Annotated in this window: 20 protein-coding genes and 1 tRNA gene; 7 read left to right on the forward strand and 14 right to left on the reverse strand. The window is 65.3% G+C overall.

What is annotated here, in order from left to right:
* Window positions 1-172: 172 nt before the first annotated feature.
* The 3 genes from HALKA_RS0109485 to HALKA_RS0109495 form a co-directional block, all read right to left on the reverse strand.
* Complete coding sequence (locus HALKA_RS0109485; RefSeq protein ID WP_018257760.1) at window positions 173-712, reverse strand: peptidylprolyl isomerase; 540 nt, start codon at window positions 710-712, stop codon at window positions 173-175.
* Window positions 713-778: 66 nt separating this feature from the next.
* Entirely contained in the window at window positions 779-1,477 is a 699-nt protein-coding gene (locus tag HALKA_RS0109490; protein WP_044956676.1) for a potassium channel family protein, read from the reverse strand.
* Window positions 1,478-1,733: 256 nt separating this feature from the next.
* Window positions 1,734-2,327 (reverse strand): class I SAM-dependent methyltransferase, encoded by a 594-nt coding sequence (locus HALKA_RS0109495; protein WP_018257762.1) that lies wholly within the window; start codon window positions 2,325-2,327, stop codon window positions 1,734-1,736.
* 84 nt (window positions 2,328-2,411) lie between these two features.
* On the opposite strand from HALKA_RS0109495, the gene HALKA_RS0109500 reads away from it, so the two are divergent.
* Entirely contained in the window at window positions 2,412-3,179 is a 768-nt protein-coding gene (locus tag HALKA_RS0109500) for a hypothetical protein (RefSeq protein ID WP_018257763.1), read from the forward strand.
* On the opposite strand, the gene HALKA_RS0109505 is transcribed toward HALKA_RS0109500, so the two are convergent.
* The 3 genes from HALKA_RS0109505 to HALKA_RS0109515 all read right to left on the reverse strand — a co-directional run bounded on the left by HALKA_RS0109505 (window position 3,169) and on the right by HALKA_RS0109515 (window position 7,622).
* Entirely contained in the window at window positions 3,169-4,068 is a 900-nt protein-coding gene (locus tag HALKA_RS0109505) for an alpha/beta fold hydrolase (RefSeq protein WP_018257764.1), read from the reverse strand. The genes HALKA_RS0109500 and HALKA_RS0109505 overlap by 11 nt on opposite strands.
* Before the next feature lie 173 nt (window positions 4,069-4,241).
* Window positions 4,242-6,209 carry a PKD domain-containing protein gene (locus HALKA_RS22120; protein WP_018257765.1) on the reverse strand — a complete coding sequence of 656 codons (1,968 nt, stop codon included), beginning with the start codon at window positions 6,207-6,209 and terminating at the stop codon, window positions 4,242-4,244.
* Window positions 6,210-6,536: 327 nt separating this feature from the next.
* Window positions 6,537-7,622: an anthranilate phosphoribosyltransferase gene (locus HALKA_RS0109515; RefSeq protein WP_018257766.1), complete on the reverse strand. Its 1,086-nt coding sequence runs from the start codon at window positions 7,620-7,622 to the stop codon at window positions 6,537-6,539.
* A 136-nt stretch (window positions 7,623-7,758) separates the two neighbouring features.
* Between HALKA_RS0109515 and ahbB the strand changes: the two genes are divergently transcribed.
* From ahbB to HALKA_RS0109535, 4 genes are all read left to right on the forward strand, one after another.
* Window positions 7,759-8,796 (forward strand): siroheme decarboxylase subunit beta, encoded by a 1,038-nt coding sequence (gene ahbB, locus HALKA_RS0109520; RefSeq protein WP_018257767.1) that lies wholly within the window; start codon window positions 7,759-7,761, stop codon window positions 8,794-8,796.
* A 93-nt stretch (window positions 8,797-8,889) separates the two neighbouring features.
* On the forward strand, window positions 8,890-9,483 hold the full coding sequence (locus HALKA_RS0109525) for a HalX domain-containing protein (RefSeq protein ID WP_018257768.1): 594 nt from the start codon (window positions 8,890-8,892) through the stop codon (window positions 9,481-9,483).
* Between the two features lie 80 nt (window positions 9,484-9,563).
* Window positions 9,564-10,493, forward strand: coding sequence for a GTP cyclohydrolase MptA (gene mptA, locus HALKA_RS0109530; protein WP_015762541.1), 930 nt, complete (start codon window positions 9,564-9,566; stop codon window positions 10,491-10,493).
* A 127-nt stretch (window positions 10,494-10,620) separates the two neighbouring features.
* Window positions 10,621-11,082 (forward strand): hypothetical protein, encoded by a 462-nt coding sequence (locus HALKA_RS0109535; RefSeq protein WP_018257769.1) that lies wholly within the window; start codon window positions 10,621-10,623, stop codon window positions 11,080-11,082.
* Here the strand turns inward: HALKA_RS0109535 and HALKA_RS0109540 are convergent.
* The 4 genes from HALKA_RS0109540 to HALKA_RS0109555 all read right to left on the reverse strand — a co-directional run bounded on the left by HALKA_RS0109540 (window position 11,057) and on the right by HALKA_RS0109555 (window position 14,800).
* Window positions 11,057-11,845 (reverse strand): hypothetical protein, encoded by a 789-nt coding sequence (locus HALKA_RS0109540; RefSeq protein WP_211206024.1) that lies wholly within the window; start codon window positions 11,843-11,845, stop codon window positions 11,057-11,059. The genes HALKA_RS0109535 and HALKA_RS0109540 overlap by 26 nt on opposite strands.
* A gap of 125 nt (window positions 11,846-11,970) precedes the next feature.
* A complete protein-coding gene (locus HALKA_RS0109545; protein WP_018257771.1) occupies window positions 11,971-12,210 on the reverse strand; it encodes a hypothetical protein in 240 nt (79 codons plus the stop codon).
* Window positions 12,211-12,288: 78 nt separating this feature from the next.
* The gene (locus tag HALKA_RS0109550) at window positions 12,289-13,092 is read right to left on the reverse strand and encodes a TrmB family transcriptional regulator (protein WP_018257772.1); all 804 of its coding nucleotides are present in this window, start codon (window positions 13,090-13,092) and stop codon (window positions 12,289-12,291) included.
* Window positions 13,093-13,165: 73 nt separating this feature from the next.
* Window positions 13,166-14,800, reverse strand: a complete 1,635-nt coding sequence (locus HALKA_RS0109555) for a DUF255 domain-containing protein (RefSeq protein ID WP_018257773.1) — start codon at window positions 14,798-14,800, stop codon at window positions 13,166-13,168.
* A gap of 140 nt (window positions 14,801-14,940) precedes the next feature.
* On the opposite strand from HALKA_RS0109555, the gene HALKA_RS0109560 reads away from it, so the two are divergent.
* Window positions 14,941-15,519, forward strand: a complete 579-nt coding sequence (locus tag HALKA_RS0109560) for an FxsA family protein (RefSeq protein WP_018257774.1) — start codon at window positions 14,941-14,943, stop codon at window positions 15,517-15,519.
* 165 nt (window positions 15,520-15,684) lie between these two features.
* A tRNA-Ile gene (locus HALKA_RS0109565) sits at window positions 15,685-15,758 on the forward strand.
* Window positions 15,759-16,181: 423 nt separating this feature from the next.
* Here HALKA_RS0109565 and HALKA_RS0109570 read toward each other — a convergent pair.
* The 4 genes from HALKA_RS0109570 to HALKA_RS0109585 all read right to left on the reverse strand — a co-directional run bounded on the left by HALKA_RS0109570 (window position 16,182) and on the right by HALKA_RS0109585 (window position 19,421).
* Window positions 16,182-17,015 carry a hypothetical protein gene (locus HALKA_RS0109570; protein ID WP_018257775.1) on the reverse strand — a complete coding sequence of 278 codons (834 nt, stop codon included), beginning with the start codon at window positions 17,013-17,015 and terminating at the stop codon, window positions 16,182-16,184.
* A gap of 76 nt (window positions 17,016-17,091) precedes the next feature.
* Window positions 17,092-17,703: an isopentenyl-diphosphate Delta-isomerase gene (gene idi / locus HALKA_RS0109575; RefSeq protein WP_026190252.1), complete on the reverse strand. Its 612-nt coding sequence runs from the start codon at window positions 17,701-17,703 to the stop codon at window positions 17,092-17,094.
* 159 nt (window positions 17,704-17,862) lie between these two features.
* Window positions 17,863-19,026, reverse strand: a complete 1,164-nt coding sequence (gene arsB, locus HALKA_RS0109580) for an ACR3 family arsenite efflux transporter (RefSeq protein WP_018257777.1) — start codon at window positions 19,024-19,026, stop codon at window positions 17,863-17,865.
* The gene (locus HALKA_RS0109585; protein WP_018257778.1) at window positions 19,023-19,421 is read right to left on the reverse strand and encodes an ArsR/SmtB family transcription factor; all 399 of its coding nucleotides are present in this window, start codon (window positions 19,419-19,421) and stop codon (window positions 19,023-19,025) included. Before HALKA_RS0109585 ends, arsB begins: the two co-directional genes overlap by 4 nt.
* Between the last annotated feature and the right edge of the window lie 555 nt (window positions 19,422-19,976).

Genomic DNA, 19,976 nt, shown 5'->3' on the forward strand with positions numbered 1-19,976 from the left:
CAGGCCCGCGCTGCCGAACGACGTGAGACGAACAGTTGCCGTTGGTCTCGCGTTGTCGACGGTCTCGCGGGACGCGTCGTACCGTTCGTCTCATACGGACGGTTGTCGGACTGTCCCGGTGAGCGTCGCCACGGGGTAGACGCTCACCGGTACGCAACTACAACGTTCCGTATCAGTCGTGGATCTCGACGCCGTCGATCGTGATCGGCGTGGTCGGTCCGTCGTGCATGTCCGTGTCGGCGTTGCCGATCGCCTCGACGACGTCCATTCCGTCCGCGACCTCGCCGAAGACGGCGTGCTTGTCGTCGAGGTGTGGCTGGGCGTCGAGCGTGATGAAGAACTGCGAGCCGTTCGTGTCCGGACCGCTGTTGGCCATCGAGAGCTTGCCGGCCTCGTCGTGGCGCAGTTCGTCGTGGAACTCGTCGTCGAACTGGTAGCCGGGGCCGCCCCGTCCGGTGCCGGTCGGATCGCCGGTCTGGATCATGAAGTCCTCGATGACGCGGTGGAACTCGACGCCCTCGTACAGCGAGTCGCCGCGGATCTCGCCGCTCTCGGGGTCTTCCCACGTCGCCGTGTCCGGTGCCGGCTCGGCGTCGGCTGCCGGATCGTGCTCGGCCAGTCCGAGGAAGTTCTCGACGGTACGTGGTGCGCGCTCGTCGTACAGTTCCAGTTCGATGTCGCCCTTCGAGGTCTCCAGCGTGACGCGTGTCATACGTCCGACGAGGGCGGGTAGGCTGAAAAACCCTCGTTGTTCGATCGAGCGACTGCGTCCCATCGGTCACAGCCTCGCCGTCACCTGCTCGCCGCTGACGACTTCCGGCACGATCACCTCGTCGGCACCCGCACGACGGGCCAGCGCTTCGTCCATCCGACTGCCGGCCCGAACCACCAGCTCGACGGTGGGCGCGAGCTGACTCGCGGCGATGGCGATCTGGACGTTCGCGCTCGTGTCGTCGATAGCGCCGATCACGGTCCGGGACCGTTCGACGCCAGCGTCGGTCAGCGTCTCGTCCTGTCGGGCGTCGCCGCTGACTGCGAGGTGCCCGTCGTCGATCGCTCGCTCGAACTGTTCGTCTGCCTGTTCGACGACGACGACGTCGCGGTCGCGCTCTTGCAACCCCGCGGCGACGGTCTGTCCGAAGGTCCCGTAGCCACAGACCACGACGTGGTCGTCGAGTTCCTCGATCGTCTGTTCGATTTGCATCTGTCGAAGTTCCTCCTGAATCTGGCCGCCGAACGTCGCCGACAGCAGCGTCTCGCCGATCCACAGTCCCGCCACCACGAGTCCGGAGAGCACGACGATGGCGTACGCTTTGACCAGTCGGACCGGGCCGTCGTGGGACCGGAAGTGCAACTCGATACTGGTCGGATCGAGGAGCCAGAACAGTGCGTCGACGACGCCGACGCCAGCGAGCGCCCTGAAGCCCACGACGCCCGCCGCGACGACGGCCACGAACCCGAAGACCGGTCGTACCATCCGACGCAAGAGCGCCCGTCGCAGGACACCCCTGAGGAGCGTCCCGAGCACCGTCAGCACCGCACCTCCGGACCGGCCTGTGGCGGATCGATACGATGTGGGACGACACTCATACTGATCTGTGACACACTCTGTGTCGAAATAACAGGTGAGGATTGATACCATTTCTCATTAAACAGTATGGAGACATTAAATCCGAACCCCCACGGGGTACGGGCACCGGGGTAGCGGTGCGGACGGCGGTCGACGTGGCTCGCTACAGCGACGCCACGACGAACTCGGTGCTGGAGCCGAGGGGGTCGTCTGCACTCGTCGTTCGGAGGTCGTCGAAACCCGCGTCCCGAAGCTGTGTGAGCGTCTGTTCGCGACCCGGCGCGGCGAAGAACATCTCACCGCCCATCCAGCCGCGGCGAACCGTCTCGAAGCGGCCACCGGGCAGCGTCATCAGGACGCTGCCGCCCGGCTCCAGTACCCGAGCGAACTCCCGGTAGACGGTCGGCTGTTCGTCGCGTGGGACGTGAAAGACCGCGTGGTAGGCCGTGATCCCGTCGACGGCGTCGTCGGCGACCGGCAACGCGGTCATGTCCCCTTGCAGGAGGCGGGCCTCGGGAACCGTCTGGGCTGCGAGTTCGAGCCCACGCCCGGAGAAGTCCAGTCCCAGGCTACCGGCCGGCAGGTTCGCCAGCGTCCGGGCACCGTCGCCACAGCCCGCGTCGAGGACGAGCGGCTCGGGCGGTAACTCGTCGAGGAAGTCTCCGATCAGCGCCGCGTCGGAACCGCCGGGATCACGCTGGCGAGCGTACGTCTCGGCGACTTCGTCCCAGGCCGCGCGGATATCGTTACGGTCCATGCCGTCTGTTGGGGCTCGTCTCCAAAGAGTGCTCCCCGGCCAGTCAGATCCGACGGTATTTCCGCTCGGCGGCCAAGGAGTCGTATGGTCGACACGGCCACGGACGCACACACGGCAGCCGTCGACGCTATCGCTGACCGACGCTACGGACGTGCCGGCGACGAGTACACCCGCGCGGCGCGGGCGACACTCGCCGACCCACACGACGGACAGCACCCCTTCGAACCCGACGAGAAAGGGTGGATCGGCGACGGACTGCGCTTGCTCGCGACGGCCGCGGTCGCCTACCGCGTCGCGGGAGCCGACGAACGGGCGACCCACCGCTGTGTCGAGGGCGTCGCCGTCGCACGGGACCTCGAACACGTCCTCGAACACCCGGTACAGCGAGCCTGCCTCGCCGAGTTCGTCGCCGACTACCGGGTCGTGGGCGACGTGGGAGAGCCACAGGCGGCGTACGCGGACGCGGTCGACGCCTACGAGGCGGCCGACGCGGAGTCGCCACAGCGGTGGGCGACGACACCGCTTTTCGAGGCCGCGGCGGCGACGATCAAACAGGTCGCTCGCGGGCTCGACGACGGGGAAATCGCGATCACGTGGGAGGATCTCCACGGGGCCGATCCGAACGAGCCGGGTCGGTTTCTCGCTCACCGCGCGCAGTTCAAGCGCCAGCGGTTCCCCTCGTTGCTCGCGCACGTGGTCGACGACGGCACTCTCGCCGCGAGCCGCGGCACGACGGAGTACAACAACGCGAACTTCAGCTGTCCGGAGTGTGGCTCGACGGACGTGAACTGGATCGCCGACCGCACGCTCTGCATGCGGTGTTCGACACCGATGGAGCGCTCTAGTCGGTGAAGAAGTCGACGAGAGCCCGGTTGACTCGCTCCGGCGCGTCGAACTGCACCCAGTGGCTCGCGTCGGGAATCCGCTCGACGCGGAGGTCGTCGACCCACTCGTCGAGTCCCGCGGTCAGTTCGGCGTCGAGCGCGAAGTCTCGCTCGCCCCACAGCAGCAGCGTCGGCACGTCGACGTTGCGGTCCGGTTCGTCACCACCGGTCAGCATCGACCGCGCTCGCTGGCGACCGAGCGCCCGGTAGTAGTTGACCGCCGCCGTCAGTGCGCCCGGCGTCGCGAGGGCGGACTTGTAGCGCTCGACGTCCGCGTCGGTGAACGCGTCGGGCCGGACTGTCTCGCCCAGGATCGACTCCACGGCGGCGTAGTCGTTCAGTCGGAGCCCCAGCTCGGGGAGGACGGGCAGCTGGAAGTAGAAGACGTACCAGGACTTCGCGATCTGGGTGGGCGAGGAGCGAAGCAGCCGCTCGTAGCTGGTCGGGTGGGGCGCGTTCAGGACGGCCAGACGGTCGACGACCTCGGGACGGTCGCTGCCGACGTGCCAGGCGATCAGGCCGCCCCAGTCGTGGCCGACGACGTGGGCTCGCTCGCGGCCGCAGTGCTCGATCAGCCCGGCGACGTCGGCGACCAGTTCGTCGACTCGATAGTCCGCGACGCTCGGTGGCTTCTCCGAGCGGTTGTAGCCGCGCAGGTCCGGCGCGACGACCCGGTAGCCGGCGTCGGCGAGCGACGGGAGCTGATTGTGCCAGGAGTACCAGAACTCCGGGAAGCCGTGGAGCAAGACCACGAGGTCGCCGTCTGCCGGGCCGGCGGTCACGCAGTGCAGGCCGACCCCGTTGACCGTCGCGCGTTCGTGGCCGAGCTCGACGTCTTCGATGGACGGAGAGGGCACGGTCGTGATCTACCGGCGGTGTCCGAATGGATGTTTCGGTACAGCGAGGCCGGTTGGAGAGCGGTGCGGTCCCGACACGGCTCTCCGGAGATTGTCGTCGTCCCTATAGTAACAATTGAAACGATTTACACACCGATCGCACTGCTATCGTGCGATCGGGTGTGCATTGACTTTCAATGGCTACTATAGCTCACCTGCGTCCAGGGACCCCAGTCGCTGGCACCCGGCTCGTCGCCGTTCGTCCACCACTGGGCCTCCCAGACGGAGCCCTCGTAGACGACCCGGTCGCCACTTGAGTAGGTCGTGTCGGCGTCCCACTCGGGCTGGTCGGGTTCTGGTGTCGGCGTCGGATCGGGCTCGGGCGTCGGCGTCTCGTCGTCGGTCTCGACGACGCTCCAGGGACCCCAGTCACCCGCACCCGGCTCGTCGCCGTTCGTCCACCACTGGGCCTCCCAGACCTTCCCGTCGTGGGTGACCCGGTCGCCGCCGGTGTAGGCGGTGTCGGCGTCCCACGCCGGATACTCCGGATCGGGTTCGAGAGTCGGTGTCGACTCGGCTTCGACCGTGATCGTCCGGATCGTTTCGGCCTGCGTCCCGCTGTCGTCGACGACCACGAGGCGAACGTCGAGGGTCTCCGCGGACTCGTAGGTGTGCGTGAACTGCTCGCCCTTCTGTTCGAGGCCCGGCGTGACGGTGTAGTCCCAGCGGTACTCGACGATCTCGCCGGCCGGTGCCGTCGACTCGTCCGCGTCGAAGGTGACCGCTTCGCCGACGACCGGCTCGCTGGGACGCACGCTGAACGCGGCGACCGGATCGTCGGCGTCCGAGTCCGAGACGGTGATCGTCGTCGTCGCGGTGTCCGTGTTGTCGTTGTCGTCGGTCACCGTTAGAGAGACCGTGTACTCGCCGGCCGAGTCGTAGGCGTGCTCGACCTGCTGGCCCGTGGCGGTCGTTCCGTCACCCAGCTCCCAGGCGTAGCCGGTGAGCGATCCGTCCGGCGCGGTCGAGTTGCTCGCGTCGAACGTGACTGTTTCCGCTGGCGCGGCGGCGTCGGAACTGGTCGAAACGACGGCGACGGGCGGCTCGGGTTCCGGATCCGGCGTCGGGGTCGGGTCCGGGGAGTCGTCGGGCGCGGGGTCGGTGCGGTACTCTCGGCTCGGCTCGCCGACGTTGGTCTCGGAGCCGACTTCGGGCGCGTCGATCAGTCCCCAAAACGAGTGCAGCGAGATGCCCAGGTACTTGTCGCCGGTCTCCTCGTCGATGTACTGGTAGCTGGTGTCGGGGCTCCCGACCGTCCAGTTGTCCTCGACCCAGCCGTACAGGGTGTCGGCGTCGCTGTAGTTGCGGTTCGGGTGGCCGTGCTCGTTGATCCCGAGGCCGACGACGAAGGGCGTGTCGAACGGCTGTGTGACGCGCCCGAGGTTCGGCCAGAACGTCGCCTCGTTGCGGTCGTACACCATCGTACAGTAGTAATCGAGGTTGCGATGTTCGATCACCTCGCGAACCCGGTCGTTGTCGGTGTTGCGTGCCCACATCGGGTCCTGAGACATCGAGACGTTGAGGTCGTCGGCCGCGTCGTCGAGCCGATCGAGGATCTCCGGCTTGACTTCGTAGCGGTCCCCGTTCTCGACGTTGACGTGGATACCGTCGAACCGTTCCTCGGGCGGGTGGGCGTCGTTCCAGTCGAGGATCGACTGGGCCTGTGGCCACGCTTCGGCGGCCGGCCAGCCAGCCACGCCGCCGCCGATCAGCGGCTCGACGTTGATGCCGTTGGCGTGACACTCACGGAGGAACGTTTCCACGCCGCCGTCGTCGGCCGCCGTCACCGGCTCTTCCAGTTGTTCGCCGGTAGTCGGATCGGAGTAGTGGGGGTAGAAGGTCTCGATACCGTGGGCGTCGGCCTTGTCGAAAAAGAGGTTCCAGCGGCCGTCGTAGCCGTCCATGACCGTCTCGCCGTCGGTGATGATACTCGCCGGCACCCAACACCACAGGGCGCGGTCGGCAAACACCGAGTAGTCGGGATCGATCGCCTGCGAGTCGACGCCGTCACCGCTACTCTGTCCACCGGCCGCACTGACTCCCGCGAGCCCGGCCGACAGTAGCGATGCGTGTTTCAGTACTGATCGACGTGTGCTGTCCATGAATCTGCTGCACTTATAGCTCTCGGACGATAAAATAATTATGGAATATAGAAGAAAAAACGTTCTCGACTGCGAAACGCCGGGCGACAGGACGGAAGCACACGACCGACAGCAGCCGTCGAACAGTGGCGTGTCAGTGCCACACACATCGGCTGCTGGACGGTCGTCGTTCGTTCGACTGCTGGAAACGGCACGGAGTGTGCGAGACGCGCGCGTCGGCCGGGACTCGGACCACCGGCGAGCCCCCATACGGACGGTTGTCGGAATGTACCAGTGAGCGTCGCCACGGGGTAGACGCTCACCGGTACGCAACGACAACGTTCCGTATCAGTACGAGCGGAGGTCTTCGAGGACTGCGGCGGCGCTGCCGTCGCTGATGGCGGCGCGGGCCTCGGCCAGGCCGTCGTCGAGGCTCGACACGTCCTCGCGTGCGTAGATGCGCAGTGCGGCGTTGAGTTCCACGGCGTCGGCGAAGGCGTCCTCGCGGTCGCCCGCGACGACTTCCTCGGTGATCGTCGCCGAGTCGCCGGCCACGTCCTCGACTTCGAGGTCCTCGCCCTGGATGTCCATCCCGTACTCGGAGGTGCGGATCTCGTAGTCGAGGATGCCGTTCTCGTCGGCCGCCGCATCGTCAGAGGGCCACTCCGCGACGACGGTCGCGCCGGGGCGGATGTCGTCGTACCCCTCCATACCCTGGAAGAACAGTGCCCGCTCGGCGGGGTTGCGCTTGGACTTGGTGAGGGTCTTGACCATCCGCTTGGCGAACGCGAGGTGGTAGAAGCTCCCGAGGTGGACGCTCGCGTCGGCCGGGTTCGCCAGCGTCTCGACGGTGTTGACGTAGGTCCGAACGCCCATCATGTCCCGCCGTTCGAAGAGGTCGTCGATGCCGGGGTTGAACGCGGGCTGATAGTAGAAGCCAAAGCCCACGTCGTCGACCAGGTCGGCGCTCTCGCCGGGCGAGAGATCCGTCGTCGCGCCGAGTTCGTCCAGCACGTGCTTGTAGGCGTCGAGCTTCTGGGTCGGGACGCGGTCGCCCGAGTGGACGACCACTGGCGTGCCCGCGGCGGCGGCGACGACACCGGCGGCCACTCCGAGAATGGCGGAGCTGTGCTTGCCGTCGTAGTTGGCCCCGCAGTCGACGGGGTCGGCGCTGGGGGCCGCGACCTCGACGCTCTCCTCGCGCATCACGTCGACGAAGGCCGCCAGCTCCTCGGGCGTGTTTCGCTTCCAGCGGTTCGCCAGCCAGAACGCGCCCAGCGTCGTCTCGTCGGGTTCACCGTCGAGGATTCGCTGGAACGCCTCGCGTGCCTGCTCGCGGGTCATGTCCTCGGCGGACTTGTGCCCCGAGCCGACGACCTCGGTCATCAGACGCTTGAGCGGCCACTCGTTGTACTCGCTGGTCGCTTGTGCCATGCGAACCTGTTCGGCCGCGATCGGCTAAAGCCCCCCGGTTCACCGCCGAAATTGCCGGCCGAGAACCCTCAAATGTGGGGGATCGACGCGCCAGACAGTCGAAAGGGATACACCACCACACTCCCTAGTCGGACCGATGAGTCTCCGGTCGGGCGACTGGCGCGAGCGCATCGACGACGTGGACGCCACGCTCATCGACGGCTACCAGAGCGGGTTCCCCGTCGAGGAGCGTCCCTTCGAGACCGTCGGCACACGGCTGGGCATCGACGCCGACGACGCGCTCGAACGCGTCCAACGACTGCTCGACGACGGCGTCTTCCGCCGGTTCGGCCCGGTACTGAACCCTCCCGTCATCGGATCGTCGGCGCTGGCGGCCATCTCGGCTCCCGACGAGCGCTTCGACGAGTGTGCCGAGATCGTCAACGGCTACGAGCAGGTCAACCACAACTACGCCCGCGACCACGAGTGGAACATGTGGTTCGTCGTCACTGCCAGCACCCGCGAGCGCCGCGACGAGATCCTCGCGGAGATCGAGTCCCGGACCGGCTGTTCGGTGCTCGCGCTGCCGATGCTGACCGACTACTACATCGACCTGGAGTTTCCCGTCGTCAACACGGACCGCTTCGCCCGCGAGAGCCTGCAGTCGACCGACGTGAGCGCGACCCGGATCAGCGAGTCGGCGGCCGCGGATCTGACGCCGCTGGCCCGCCGGCTGCTGCTCGCGATTCAGGACGGAATGCCGCTGTCGGCGACGCCGTACCGCGATCTGGCCGCGAGCGTCGACGCACCGGTCCCGGACGTGCTGGCGACGATCGAACGCCTGCGCGAGGACGGCTGTATCAAACGGATCGGCTGTGTCGTCAACCACGTCGCGACCGGCTTCGACAGCAACTGCATGGTCGTCTGGGACGTGCCCGACGACGAACTCGACGAGCGCGGACGGACGGTCGGCGAACTGCCCTACGTGACGCTGTGTTACCACCGCCCGCGGCGACCGGAACAGGACTGGCCGTACAACCTCTTCACGATGATCCACGGCCGGGAGAGCGACGCCGTCGACGCGAAGATCGACGAGCTAGCGAACGTGTACCTGCCCGACGACCACGAGCGACTCTACTCGACGGCGACGCTGAAACAGACCGGGGCGCGGTACGACGATCTCGTCGGGAACTGACTCGCGGTGTCGTCGACGAGGAGAAAAACTCCCGGACGGCGGCCGATCCCCGGAACGCTTTTGCGTTAGTTGGTCCATAGTGTACGTAGTTAGATGGCCGTGAGCGAGCGCGCGACTGTGCTGATCGTCGACGACGAGCCCGACGTGGCAGACGCCTACGCAGCCCAGCTGCGCGGTCAGTACGACGTCCAGACGGTCTACAGCGGCCAGGCCGCGCTGGACGCACTCGACCCCGAGATCGATGTCGTGTTGCTCGACCGACGGATGCCGGACATCTCCGGCGACGCGATCCTCGAACGAATCCGCGAGCGTGACCTCCAGGCGCGGGTGGCGATGGTGACCGCGGTCGACCCCGACTTCGACATCATCGACATGCCCTTCGACGACTACGTCGTCAAGCCCGTCAGCCGCGACGACCTCTTCGAGACGATCGAACGCCTCCAGAGCTGTGCGGCCTACCAGAACCACCTGCGGGAGTACTACGCGCTCACCTCGAAGTTCGCGGCGCTCAAAGCGTCAAAACGGGAGGCAGAACTCCGGTCGAGCGACGAATTTCAGGACCTCAAAGATCGGATCGAGGACCACCAGGCCGAACTCGACGAGATCGTCGACCGCTTCGACGAGCACGATTACGAGGCGATCTTCCGCGACGTGGGCGGCCGCGCGGAGCTGTCGCTGGACGAGTGATCGACCCACTCGCACTGTGACCCCACTTTTGACGGGGGGTTCCGAAAGCATTAACCGAAGTTGTTCCCTAGGACGGGTCGATGAGCCAGCAACTGCCGGACGTTCAGGCGTCGAGCCCGGACGTCACCGTCGGCCTCAACCGCGTCGGCGTCACCGGCGTCGAGAAGCTCGTGAAGATCGACCGGGCCGACCAGCGCCCGATCGTGCTGATGGCGACTTTCGAGGTGTTCGTCGACCTCCCCTCCTGGCGCAAGGGCGCGGACATGAGCCGCAACATGGAAGTCATCGACGAGACGCTCGAAGCGGCGGTCCGCGACGAGGTCTCGGGCGTCGAAGCGGTCTGCGGTGAGGCGGCCGAGCGACTCCTCGACAAGCACGACTACACGACCAACGCCGAGGTACGGATGGAAGCCGAGTACGTCACCCGCGAGGAGACGCCGGCCTCCGAACGGCCCACGCAGTCGACGGCCGACATCGTCGCGTCGGCGACCGCCGACGCCGAGGGCACCCGCGAGGAGATCGGGGCCCGCGTCACCGGGATGACGGTCTGTCCCTGCTCGCAGGGGATGTCGGCCGCTCGCGCTCGCGAGACGCTGCGGGGCCTCGACGTCGACGACGAGACCATCGACTCGTTCCTCGAAGAGGTCCCCCAGCCGGGCCACTCCCAGCGGGGCCACGCGACCCTGACCATCGAGAGCGAGGGCGCGCCCGACGTGGACCTGCTCGACGTGATCGAGGTCGCCCGCGAGTCGATGAGCGCGCGCATCTACAACCTCGCCAAGCGACCCGACGAGGACCACATGACCTACGAGTCACACAAGAACGCCAAGTTCGTCGAGGACTGCGTGCGCTCGATGGCCGAGGGCGTCGTCGACCGCTTCGACCACCTCCCGGCCGACGCGATCGTGACGATGAAACAGTCCAACGACGAGTCGATCCACCAGCACAACGCCCACGCCGAGCGGGTCGCCACCTTCGGGGACCTCGAAGCGGAACTGGCCGACGACTGACGACGACCGCACCAGACAGCCCCGCGTTTCGACGATAGTACGTTCACAGAGTTGGGCGATCCGGTTGGCGTGACACCATCATTCTCAACCGTCCGTTTATCATGCAGGAGAAGTTGAAATACGAGTAATGGAACCACAGTTCGGCAGTGGCGTTTCTATACGATTGATCCAGGTCTTCGTGTTGATCTTTGCGGGATTCGCGACGATGCTTCTGCGGATCTATGGGACAGATGTTGAGGATATGGAAGCAGGTAGCCCCGAAATGTTGGCGTGGTTCTTCATGTCGTACGCTATCGTACCCGTGTATCCCGCATTTCTATTGAGTCTGGTCCCACTGCTGCGTGACGGGAGTGTCGTGACGGCGTATATCGGGTACCTGCTCGGTCTCTTTGTGACACTTCCGACGCTGGTGTTGACGCTGATCAACCTGTACGTCGGCGTGACTGACGAGGGTGATATTGCGTTACCGCTGTATCAGCGAGTGACGAGCGGCCTTTCTACTGTGCTAGTCTGGACATCAGCATTTGTCGTGGCGATCCTCTACGTTTGTCCCGAAGAACTCCCTATGCTAGTGAATCGGTGTCTATAGCGAGTACGAGTTCGTTCGGGCCATTCTCTTTCCGATTGATCTCGGACATCTGCTTGGCCCCCTCCTCGTCTAGCCTACCTTTGAGGTCGCTGATTTTCTCTTTCGGTCCGCCTCCCATGCCCCGAACGTGCAGGTAGTCGATATCGACTGGTAGCTCGTCCAGATGAGCAGCGTTCTGAGAAACCCTCCGTCGGAGTTCGTCGGTCCCAAGTTTACTCTCGCCTCGCACAAAGATGACGAAGGGACGATGTCGAACGAGATCGTCGAACAGGTCTTGAAAGTCCTCGTTCTGCGTGCTACTATCCGAGAGTTGACCGTAGAGGTCCCGAAACAGACCGTGTTTTTCGAAGTAACCGGCCGAGCAAAGACTTGGAACATTCTGTGCCGCACTCCCGTACTTGTCACCGAGTTTTCCCCGACGCTCGTATTCCTCTCCGCTGTCGACGTTGAAGTTGTCGAAGTATTTGCTGAGATGATACGCTTCCTCAAGCATACTACTCTGTGACGGGGAGAGAATCGAATCGAAAAATGCCAGTACCTCGTCAACGTCGCCCTTGCTCGCACGAATCGAGAGATACAGTTCGAACGCCGATTCGGAGAAGGCCCGTTTTGCTTCTTCACGCCAGTATTCTTTCAGTTCGGCTTTACTATCTCTCCAGTCACCTCGCGTCGGATCGACCGTGACGACGGCCTCTGTTTCGTCGATCTCGAACGGATCGTCACCCGTGACTCTGTCGATTTTTATGATATAGTCGTCACCCACGATAGACGCCGACTCCTGATTGTCAGTGTTCTCCGCTGACTTCGAGTCGGCGGATAAGAATGGATTCAGGTCAGACCGTAGCTCCGTGCTTGAGAAGAGCCGGTCGAAAAATTCCCGTAGCACGGTTACTCTTCGACTTCAGTAGCGTAGTGAAGGATGTCCCCGACATCGTCTTTGACGAAGTGTTCAGAGCTCTGATAGACGATTCCGAGGTCGTCGATCGTCATCTGCTCCCCGGTCTCGTCGTCCGTCACGATTTCGCCGGAGTCGCGGTCGCGGAGATACCCCTCTTCAGTGATGTCCTTATCGAAGAGGTCCGCTAAATACTCTTTCCGGTCTTCGCCGAAGACGATCTCTGGAGACATTATTCTCGTCTCGTCTGTGAGTTGTTCTGGACGACTCTTGAATCTTGCTCTCACGCACCCGCATAGTCGGCAGTCGCCCTACTCGCCCGCAATCTTGCGAGCCCGCTGCCAGCGTGGCTCGAACTCCGCGTAGATCTCGTCGGCGAACTCCGGATCTTTCAGATCGATCACGGCGAACGTCGATCCTCCGAGCGGGTGGGGCACCTCGATGCACACCTCGATGTCGTCGATCAGCTCGAACGTCGACGTGACCTCCTCCGTGGTGCGGTAGTGGTAGTTGTCGTACTGCTGGAGGCGTCGCTGGTAAGACTCACCCACGTCTGCCGGGACCGCCTCGACGAAGGAGGGCGGCAGGAGCATGTACACCTCGACGCCGCGCTGGAGCGCACGCTCCAGTTCGTCGACCAGCCGGTCGGTCGCCTCGGTCAGGTCGAGTTGCCGGCCGGGCAGCGAGCCCACCATCACGATTCGCTCGTCGGCGGCCGAGAGCCGCTCGACCAGGAGGTCGACGGTCTCGGCGGGTCCGACCGCGGCGGTCCAGAACGGTTCCTCGACCGGTTCGGCGGATTCGAGTTGATTCGAGAGTTCGTCGACGATCTCCTCGTACTGCTTTGCCTTCTCGTCGAGCTGGCGTTTCTTGTCCTCCAGGAGTCGATCCAGGGCGGTGTCGGGCTCGACCGGTGCGTACTTTTTGGGCCGACTGGCCGTCTGGCTGCGGACGAGGTTGTACGTCTCCAGGCTGTTGAGCACGTCGTAGATGCGGCCCATCGGAACGTCGCTGGCGCGTGACAACTCCTTTGCAGTTGTCGGTCCCGTGTCCAGCAGCGACCGGAAGGCGCGATCTTCGTACTCGGAGAGGCCGAGATCTCTCAGATTCGCCATACCGACGACAGGACCCGAGCAGTCAAAAACGCATCGGCAGTTTGCCCGCGTGTATCGTTTTTCGAGACGGGGCCTACGCGTCGCCCGTCAGGACGGCTTCGAGCCCCGCCGGCTCCTCGGCCGTGCCGACCCGCTCGCCGTCTTCGAACAGGACCGCCTCGTCGCCGCCAGCATCGGGGACGACGACGGTCTCGTGGTCGGCCAGCCGGAGTGCGGCCCGGTGGAGATCGCTCCCGGCCCGCGGGCCGACCCGGAGGACGGCGGGCGACCGAAGCCGGGCGGCCGTGGCCGCGTAGTGTGCAACTTCGACGCCCATCCGGTCGGACGCACCGGCGAAGGCCGCGATGGCACCGTGAGCGGCCTCCCGGTAGCGCTCGTCGTCGGCGAGCGCGGCCAGGTCGAGCAAGGCGTCGGCCAACTCGACGGTCGCGTCGAGCGGGTACTGCGAACGCGAGCACAGACCCGGCCCGTCGGCCGGTCCGTCGCGAAACGCGCCGCTCTCGGTCTGGAGGTGCTCGATCGCCCAGTCGGCGATCGCTCTGGCGGGGCGGCCCTCGCCGAGCACCTGCCAGCTGGTCGTCAGTCCCTGCAGGACCCGCGCCTGGTCGAGGAGGAGCCCGGTCGGCCCCACGGCGTCGTCGGTCCGGTAGTGCGTGACCACGCCGTTCTCGACGAGCGTCTCGGCGATCGTCTCGCGAGCGCGCTCCGCGTACCGGCGAGCGCGCTCGTCGTCGGTGTAGGCGGCGTACGTCGCCAGCGCGTCGATGGCCATCCCGTTCCGGTCGGCGAAGACCGTCTCGTCGATCCGGGGTGGATCCGCCGAGGCCCGGTCGCTGGCGTCCAGCCGGTGGTACGTGTCGTCGTCGGCCTGGCTGCCGGCGAACGCACCGCTGGTGTCCCCGCCGGTGTCGACCCACAGCTCCGTCGTCAGGTACTCGATGGCGCGCTCTGCGGTCTCGCGATAGGCCTCCTCTCCCGTGTACCGATAGCCGTGAGCGAACGCTCTGACCAGGGCGGCGTTCTCGTCGAGGAGCCGCTCTGTCCGCGCGTCCGACCACGTCCGGCCGTTCGCGTAGCGATAGAACCCGCCGTCGTCGGTGTCCCGAAGGTGCGTCTGAATCGCCTCCAGCGTCCGTGTCGCCTGGTCGCGGGCCCGCACCAGCGCGAACTCGACGGTCCGTGGCAACGGGAACTTCACGTCGGTGCCCCAGCCGCCGTACTCCTCGTCGTAGGCCGCGAGCAACTGCTCGACCATCCCCTCCTCGATCCGTGCGGTCACCTCGCCCGCCGGCGGCGCGTCGGTCTGGAGCGAGCGCGGGACGGAGCCGGCGGCCTCCCCCTCCGTCTCCCACGTCTCGCGGACGCTGTCGAGGATCCCACGGAAGCCGTCGGGTCCGAGATACGTCGCCCCGGTCAGCACCGTCCCCTCGGGCGTGAGAAACACCGTCGACGGAAACCCACCCATGATGTACCGCTCGCGCACCTCGGGGTGGCGGTCGCCGTCGACCCGGACCGGGACGAAGCCGTCGTTGACGTTGGCCGCGATCCGTGGCTCCGCGTACGTCTTGCGGTCCATTTCGCGACACTCGGGGCTCCAGGACACCGTCAGCGCGAGCAGGATCGGCTTGCCGGCCTCCCGCGCGGCCTCGAAGGCCGCCGGCCCCCACTCGCGCCACTCGACTTTCGTCTCCGCTGCGAACTGATCCATACCCGCGTTACGGAAGCGACCGGCAAGAGACTTGCACTCTCGGATCACCCCGGTCAGCACGCCGTCCGGCGGCGTCGGGTCACGACCCTCACCGGTCCGATACTCGAAAAGCGTTTGAGTCGCCGCCGGCAAGTGCGAGTATGCTCCGGGTCATCGCGGTGTTGCTGTTGATACCGCTGCTGGACGCACTCCTGCTCGTCGTCGCCGCAACGCAGTTCGACACGCTCTCTGCGGCCGTCGTCGTGTTGCTCGTCGTCGTCACCGCCCTCGTGGGGACGTTGCTGGTCCGCGCCGAGGGACGCCACACGCTACGCAGGATCCAGGAGAAGCTAGCGACCGGAGAGGTACCGACCGACGAGCTGGTCGACGGCGGCTTCCTCGTCGCCGCGGGCGCGTTCTTCCTCACGCCCGGCTTCGTCACCGACCTCCTCGGCCTCCTGCTCGCACTGCCGATCACGCGCGCACCGATCCGCATGGCCGCCAAACGCTGGATCGTCACCCCCTACCTCGACGCCAAAGCCCAGGGGTTCGTGAGCGGCAACGTCTACGTCGGCGGCTTCCCCGGCCAAGGTGACGCCGGCCCGGGTCCGAGCGGTCCGGCCGGCGGCCCCGACACTGGCCCGAGCGACGGCCCCGGTACCGCCGGCTCTGATGGCTCGCCTTCCGGTTTCGACCACGACAACGCCACCGACATCGACTTCGAGGAACGCGACGAGTGAGACTGCCGACCGGCGGTCTGGGACGGAGTCGCGCCACTCCGTCCCGGCGACGATCGTGACACAACGACCGAACCGGACGACGACAGGCGTGGTGTCGACCCACACTCCGCCCCCGAAAAGTAACGTTTAACAGTACCCCTCGGGTACATTCGGATGCACTCGCTCGGGCCGGTAGCTCAATCAGGTTGAGCGCTCGGCTGATAACCGGGAGGTTCGCGGTTCAAATCCGCGTCGGCCCATTCGTTTTCCACACGATCGTTGGCTGATCGGGAATCACAAGTACAGTCCCGAAAACGCTCGGATTCCCGCGATTCGCGATCTGAGAAGAGTCGTCTAAAATCCGAGTGCCACTGGAATCCAGTTGGCCACCCTGCCCGCTGTCGATTCTCGTTAGCCGGAGGTGCTGGCTGTGAGCCACGCGCGACCGCCGACACGCTGCACCGGTAGCACTCCGACAGCGACGAGCCACGTCCGGCCTGTCCGAGGCGGACACCCGCGACGACGCCGACAGAGAGTGTCGTCTGCTCGGAATTGGCGCGCCGCCACAGAGCGACGGCCACAGCTACGAGGTGTCCTGATACGGTTTATTGTAGTTGCTTACCGGTGATCGTCTACTCCGTGGCGACGATCACCGGTAAATCGCTACAATAATCCGTATGAGTCTACGGAATCCCGGCAGCGAGTCCCATCCCGACGTACCCGACCACGGCGGGAGGGAGTCCGACGTGTATCAGTCGGCGACTGTTCCGCGCGAACTGGTCCAGCGCCTCGGGATCCCGTTCGGCGAGGACGGTGGCCTCCAGAGAGTCACTCCCCGCGGCACGACCGAACACGGTGACGGCGTCGCCAGGTGCGAGCACGCGCTCTATCTCGTCACCGTCGACTCGGCCGGTGAGGAGGCCGGGACTCGCGTCGGTCGGGTCGACTCGGACGGCTCCGTCCGGTCCGGTGAGATCGAACGGGACCACACGCCGCTCTGTGGCGACCAGTGCCTGTCCCCGGGCCGACTTCACCTGGTCCTCGACAGCCCCGAACCCGGGACACTCACCGCGCTGGACGACCAGTGCCGGGCTCCCGTCCGACGCCGAAACGACCCGTCCCTCGCGACGGGACTCCGCCACACCGTCGACGAGTACGTGGCCGCTGGCTGGGACCGTGGCAGGTGTCACCGCGTCGGCTGCGTGGATCGCCGTCGCAATCCGATAGTGTCGACCGCCGTACGCAGTCGCTGCGACACCGACGAAAAAGACCGTCCAGGCGAGGTGGTACGTGTCGAGACCGGCGTAGTGGGGGGCCGCCGCCGGGTCCCCGAGGGCGTACGTTGTCCCGATGCCGACGGCGACGAGCACCCCGGCTGTGCCGTAGACGACCGCCCGCCCTCGGTCTTCGAACAGGTACCGGGCGATTCGCCAGTCGCGGCGATACTCGACGGCGACGAAGACAGCTGCGATCAGGCCTACCGGAAGGAGAAACTCCCACAGGACGTGTTCGAGCACGATTTCTGTTCACCCTTGTTCGGAGGGAAGGCGGCGTTCGCCACTCCTCGTAACTCGACGAGTGGCCGTACCAGTGTTACTCGCCGTCGGTCTCGCTATCTCGCCGCATCGCAATCTCGAACCACGGACACAGGCGGAGCTGTCGGTAGAACTTCGGGTTCTCCCGGAGGTCCTCGTAGGGGACCCACAGCAGACCCCCGACCTCCTCGGGGTCCCGGTCTAGCGAGGTGTCGGTCAGCGTCGCCCGCAGGACCGCACACACCTCCCACTCGACGCCGGCGTTCTCGTAGTAGCGCTTGTACTCGAAGCGGTCGGTCACCCGGAGGTCGTCGTACTGATCGGGCGTGATCCCGAGTTCCTCTTCGAGACGCTGGCGGGTCGCTTCCGCCTGGCTCTGGCCCTCGACCGGGTGGGACGCGACGGTGCCGTCCCAGTGAGTGTCCCACAGACGCTTGTCGTGAGCGCGCTGGGCCAGCAGTATCCGCCCTTCCTCGTCGAACAACAGCGCCGTGAACGCGCGGTGGCGGATGCCGTCGCCCGTGTGGGCGTCGAGACGGTTGGCCGTCCCCTGTTTCTCGTCGTTCGCGTCGACGGTGATCACGTCCTGGAGCGCGTTCTCGTGTTCCACGTCGTCCATGCCTGGCGTATCGGCGGAGTCGCTCTTACTCCCTTCGGCTGCGTCGCTCATACCCGTGGCTCTCGACAGGCACTCTTTGCTGCTTCGGTTGCCGGACGGATCAAGAACGTGAGGCGTCGGCTTTCCCCGTCGCAAGGCGGACAGCGCCAGAGTGTGCGCGCTGGATCGTCTCGGTCAGGTGGATTCCGAGAAGATCTCCAACGGTCCGCATCAATCCTCTTCGGGGGTCGGCTCTGACACAGAGAAAGCGAGCGTCCCAGTCGTGGCACGGCCCCAGTCGAACCGTCGCTGGAAGTACAGCGCGACGTTGACCAGCGCGAGCAGGACCGGCACCTCGATGAGCGGGCCGACGACGGTCGCGAACGCGACGCCCGAGCCGACGCCGAAGACCGCGACGGCGACCGCGATCGCCAGTTCGAAGTTGTTCGAGGCGGCGGTGAAGCCGATCGCCGTCGTCGTCGAGTAGTCCGCCCCGATGCCCCGTCCCATGCCGAAGCTCACGAGGAACATCACGACGAAGTAGATCGTCAGCGGCACCGCGATCAGCAACACGTCGCCCGGCGACGCGACGATGGCACCGCCCTGCGTGGCGAACATCACGACGACCGTAAAGAGCAGCGCGACCAGTGTCAGCGGATCGATCCTCGGGACGAACTCCGCCTCGTACCACGCTTCGCTCTTGACGCGGGTCCCCACGTAGCGGCTCAGGAACCCGGCCGCAAAGGGAATCCCGAGGAAGACGACGATCGCCTCGAACACCTGCATCGGCGTGATGTCGAAGGTCGTGATGCCGGCGACCAGCGACTCCATGCCCAGCACCGGCGGGAGGAAGAGCGCGAAAAACCAGACGTAGACGCCGTAGGTGACGATCTGGAAGAGGCTGTTGAACGCGACCAGTCCCGTCACGTACTCGGTCGACCCCTCCGCGAGTTCGTTCCAGACCAGTACCATCGCGATACAGCGGGCCATCCCGATGAACACGAGCCCGAGGAAGTACTCGGGGCGGGCGGGCAGTCCCGGAACGAGACCGCTGAAAAAGATCACGGCGAGTCCGAACATCAGCGTCGGACCGATCAGCCAGTTCTGGACGAGGCTCAGCCCGAGTACGCGCCAGTTGCTGAAGACGGTCCGGAGCTGCGAGTAGTCGGCCTTGGCCAGCGGCGGGTACATCATCAGGATCAGGCCGATCTCGACGAGGTGGAGGTTCTGGATCGGCTGGGTCACCGAGGGCGCGACGTACCCGAGGCCGACGCCGATCGCCATCGCGCCGAAGATCCAGACGGTGAGGTACTTGTCGAGCACGTCCATCGACCGTGGGTCGCCACAGCTCTCACACTCGCAGTCCGGCCCGTGGTCGTGTTCGGCGGTGCTCATCGATCGATCACGCTCCCTTCGAGGACCGTCACGAGCGCCACCGCGCGGTTGGTCGCCCGGTACCTCTTCCAGCGGCCGTCCTTGTCCCCCTCGACGAGGCCGGCGTCGACGAGCTTCGAGAGCGCGTGACTGAGTCCGCTCTCGCTCACGTCGACGACCGCGTTCAGCTCACAGACACAGAGTTGCTCCCCGGCCGCGACGAAGAACCGGACCAGGGTATAGCGCGTCTCGTTTGCCAGTGCCGACAGGACATCGAGTTCGGCCTCAGCCTGTGCCGTTCCGAGTCCAGCCTCGAGCGTCCCGAGTTCGTCGAGTCGGCGTTCCACGTCCTCGTTGCCACACTCACCGAGTTCGTCGTCGAGATACCGCCGTAGTCGTTCCGTCGCTTGTGCCATCAGCAAATAGTTGAAGATATACTCAATTAATTGTTCCGCATACAACTGGGAGATAGAATAGGAATAACCGAATACAGGGGTACATAGAACATCTCTCGGTAGTTCTGTAACCAGATATCTCTGGATATGACTCAGATTAGTTGTGTACTTATTAAATGCGAGCGTGACTCACTCAATCGTCGGACGTGGTCGGCTGACAGTCGGGACAGACCCGTGGATCCGCGCAGTCGTACGCACCCAGATCCCGCGGCAACACGCTTCCGGGCATTTCCCCGTCGTTCTCCGCCTCGTATGCGCGGTAAGTGCTCACTCCCGACTGGGTACTCTGAACCGAGAAGTGTCCGTTTTTTGGCCGTGTGCCGCCGTAGACGTCACGTTTCATCGTCTCGTTCGGGGTGACGGCGTACAGTGCGTCAAACGGCTTCCCGAGAAGCTCGGCGAGTCTAGTCATTTTCCCTCTGCCAGATACTTGAACGTCTCTTCAATTAATGCTTTCGACTCGGGTCTGTTTTACTGCTCGAATATCTCAATATCGGACCACTAGTACTGACTGAT

Source organism: Halomicrobium katesii DSM 19301, assembly GCF_000379085.1.
GTDB classification, from domain to species: domain Archaea; phylum Halobacteriota; class Halobacteria; order Halobacteriales; family Haloarculaceae; genus Halomicrobium; species Halomicrobium katesii.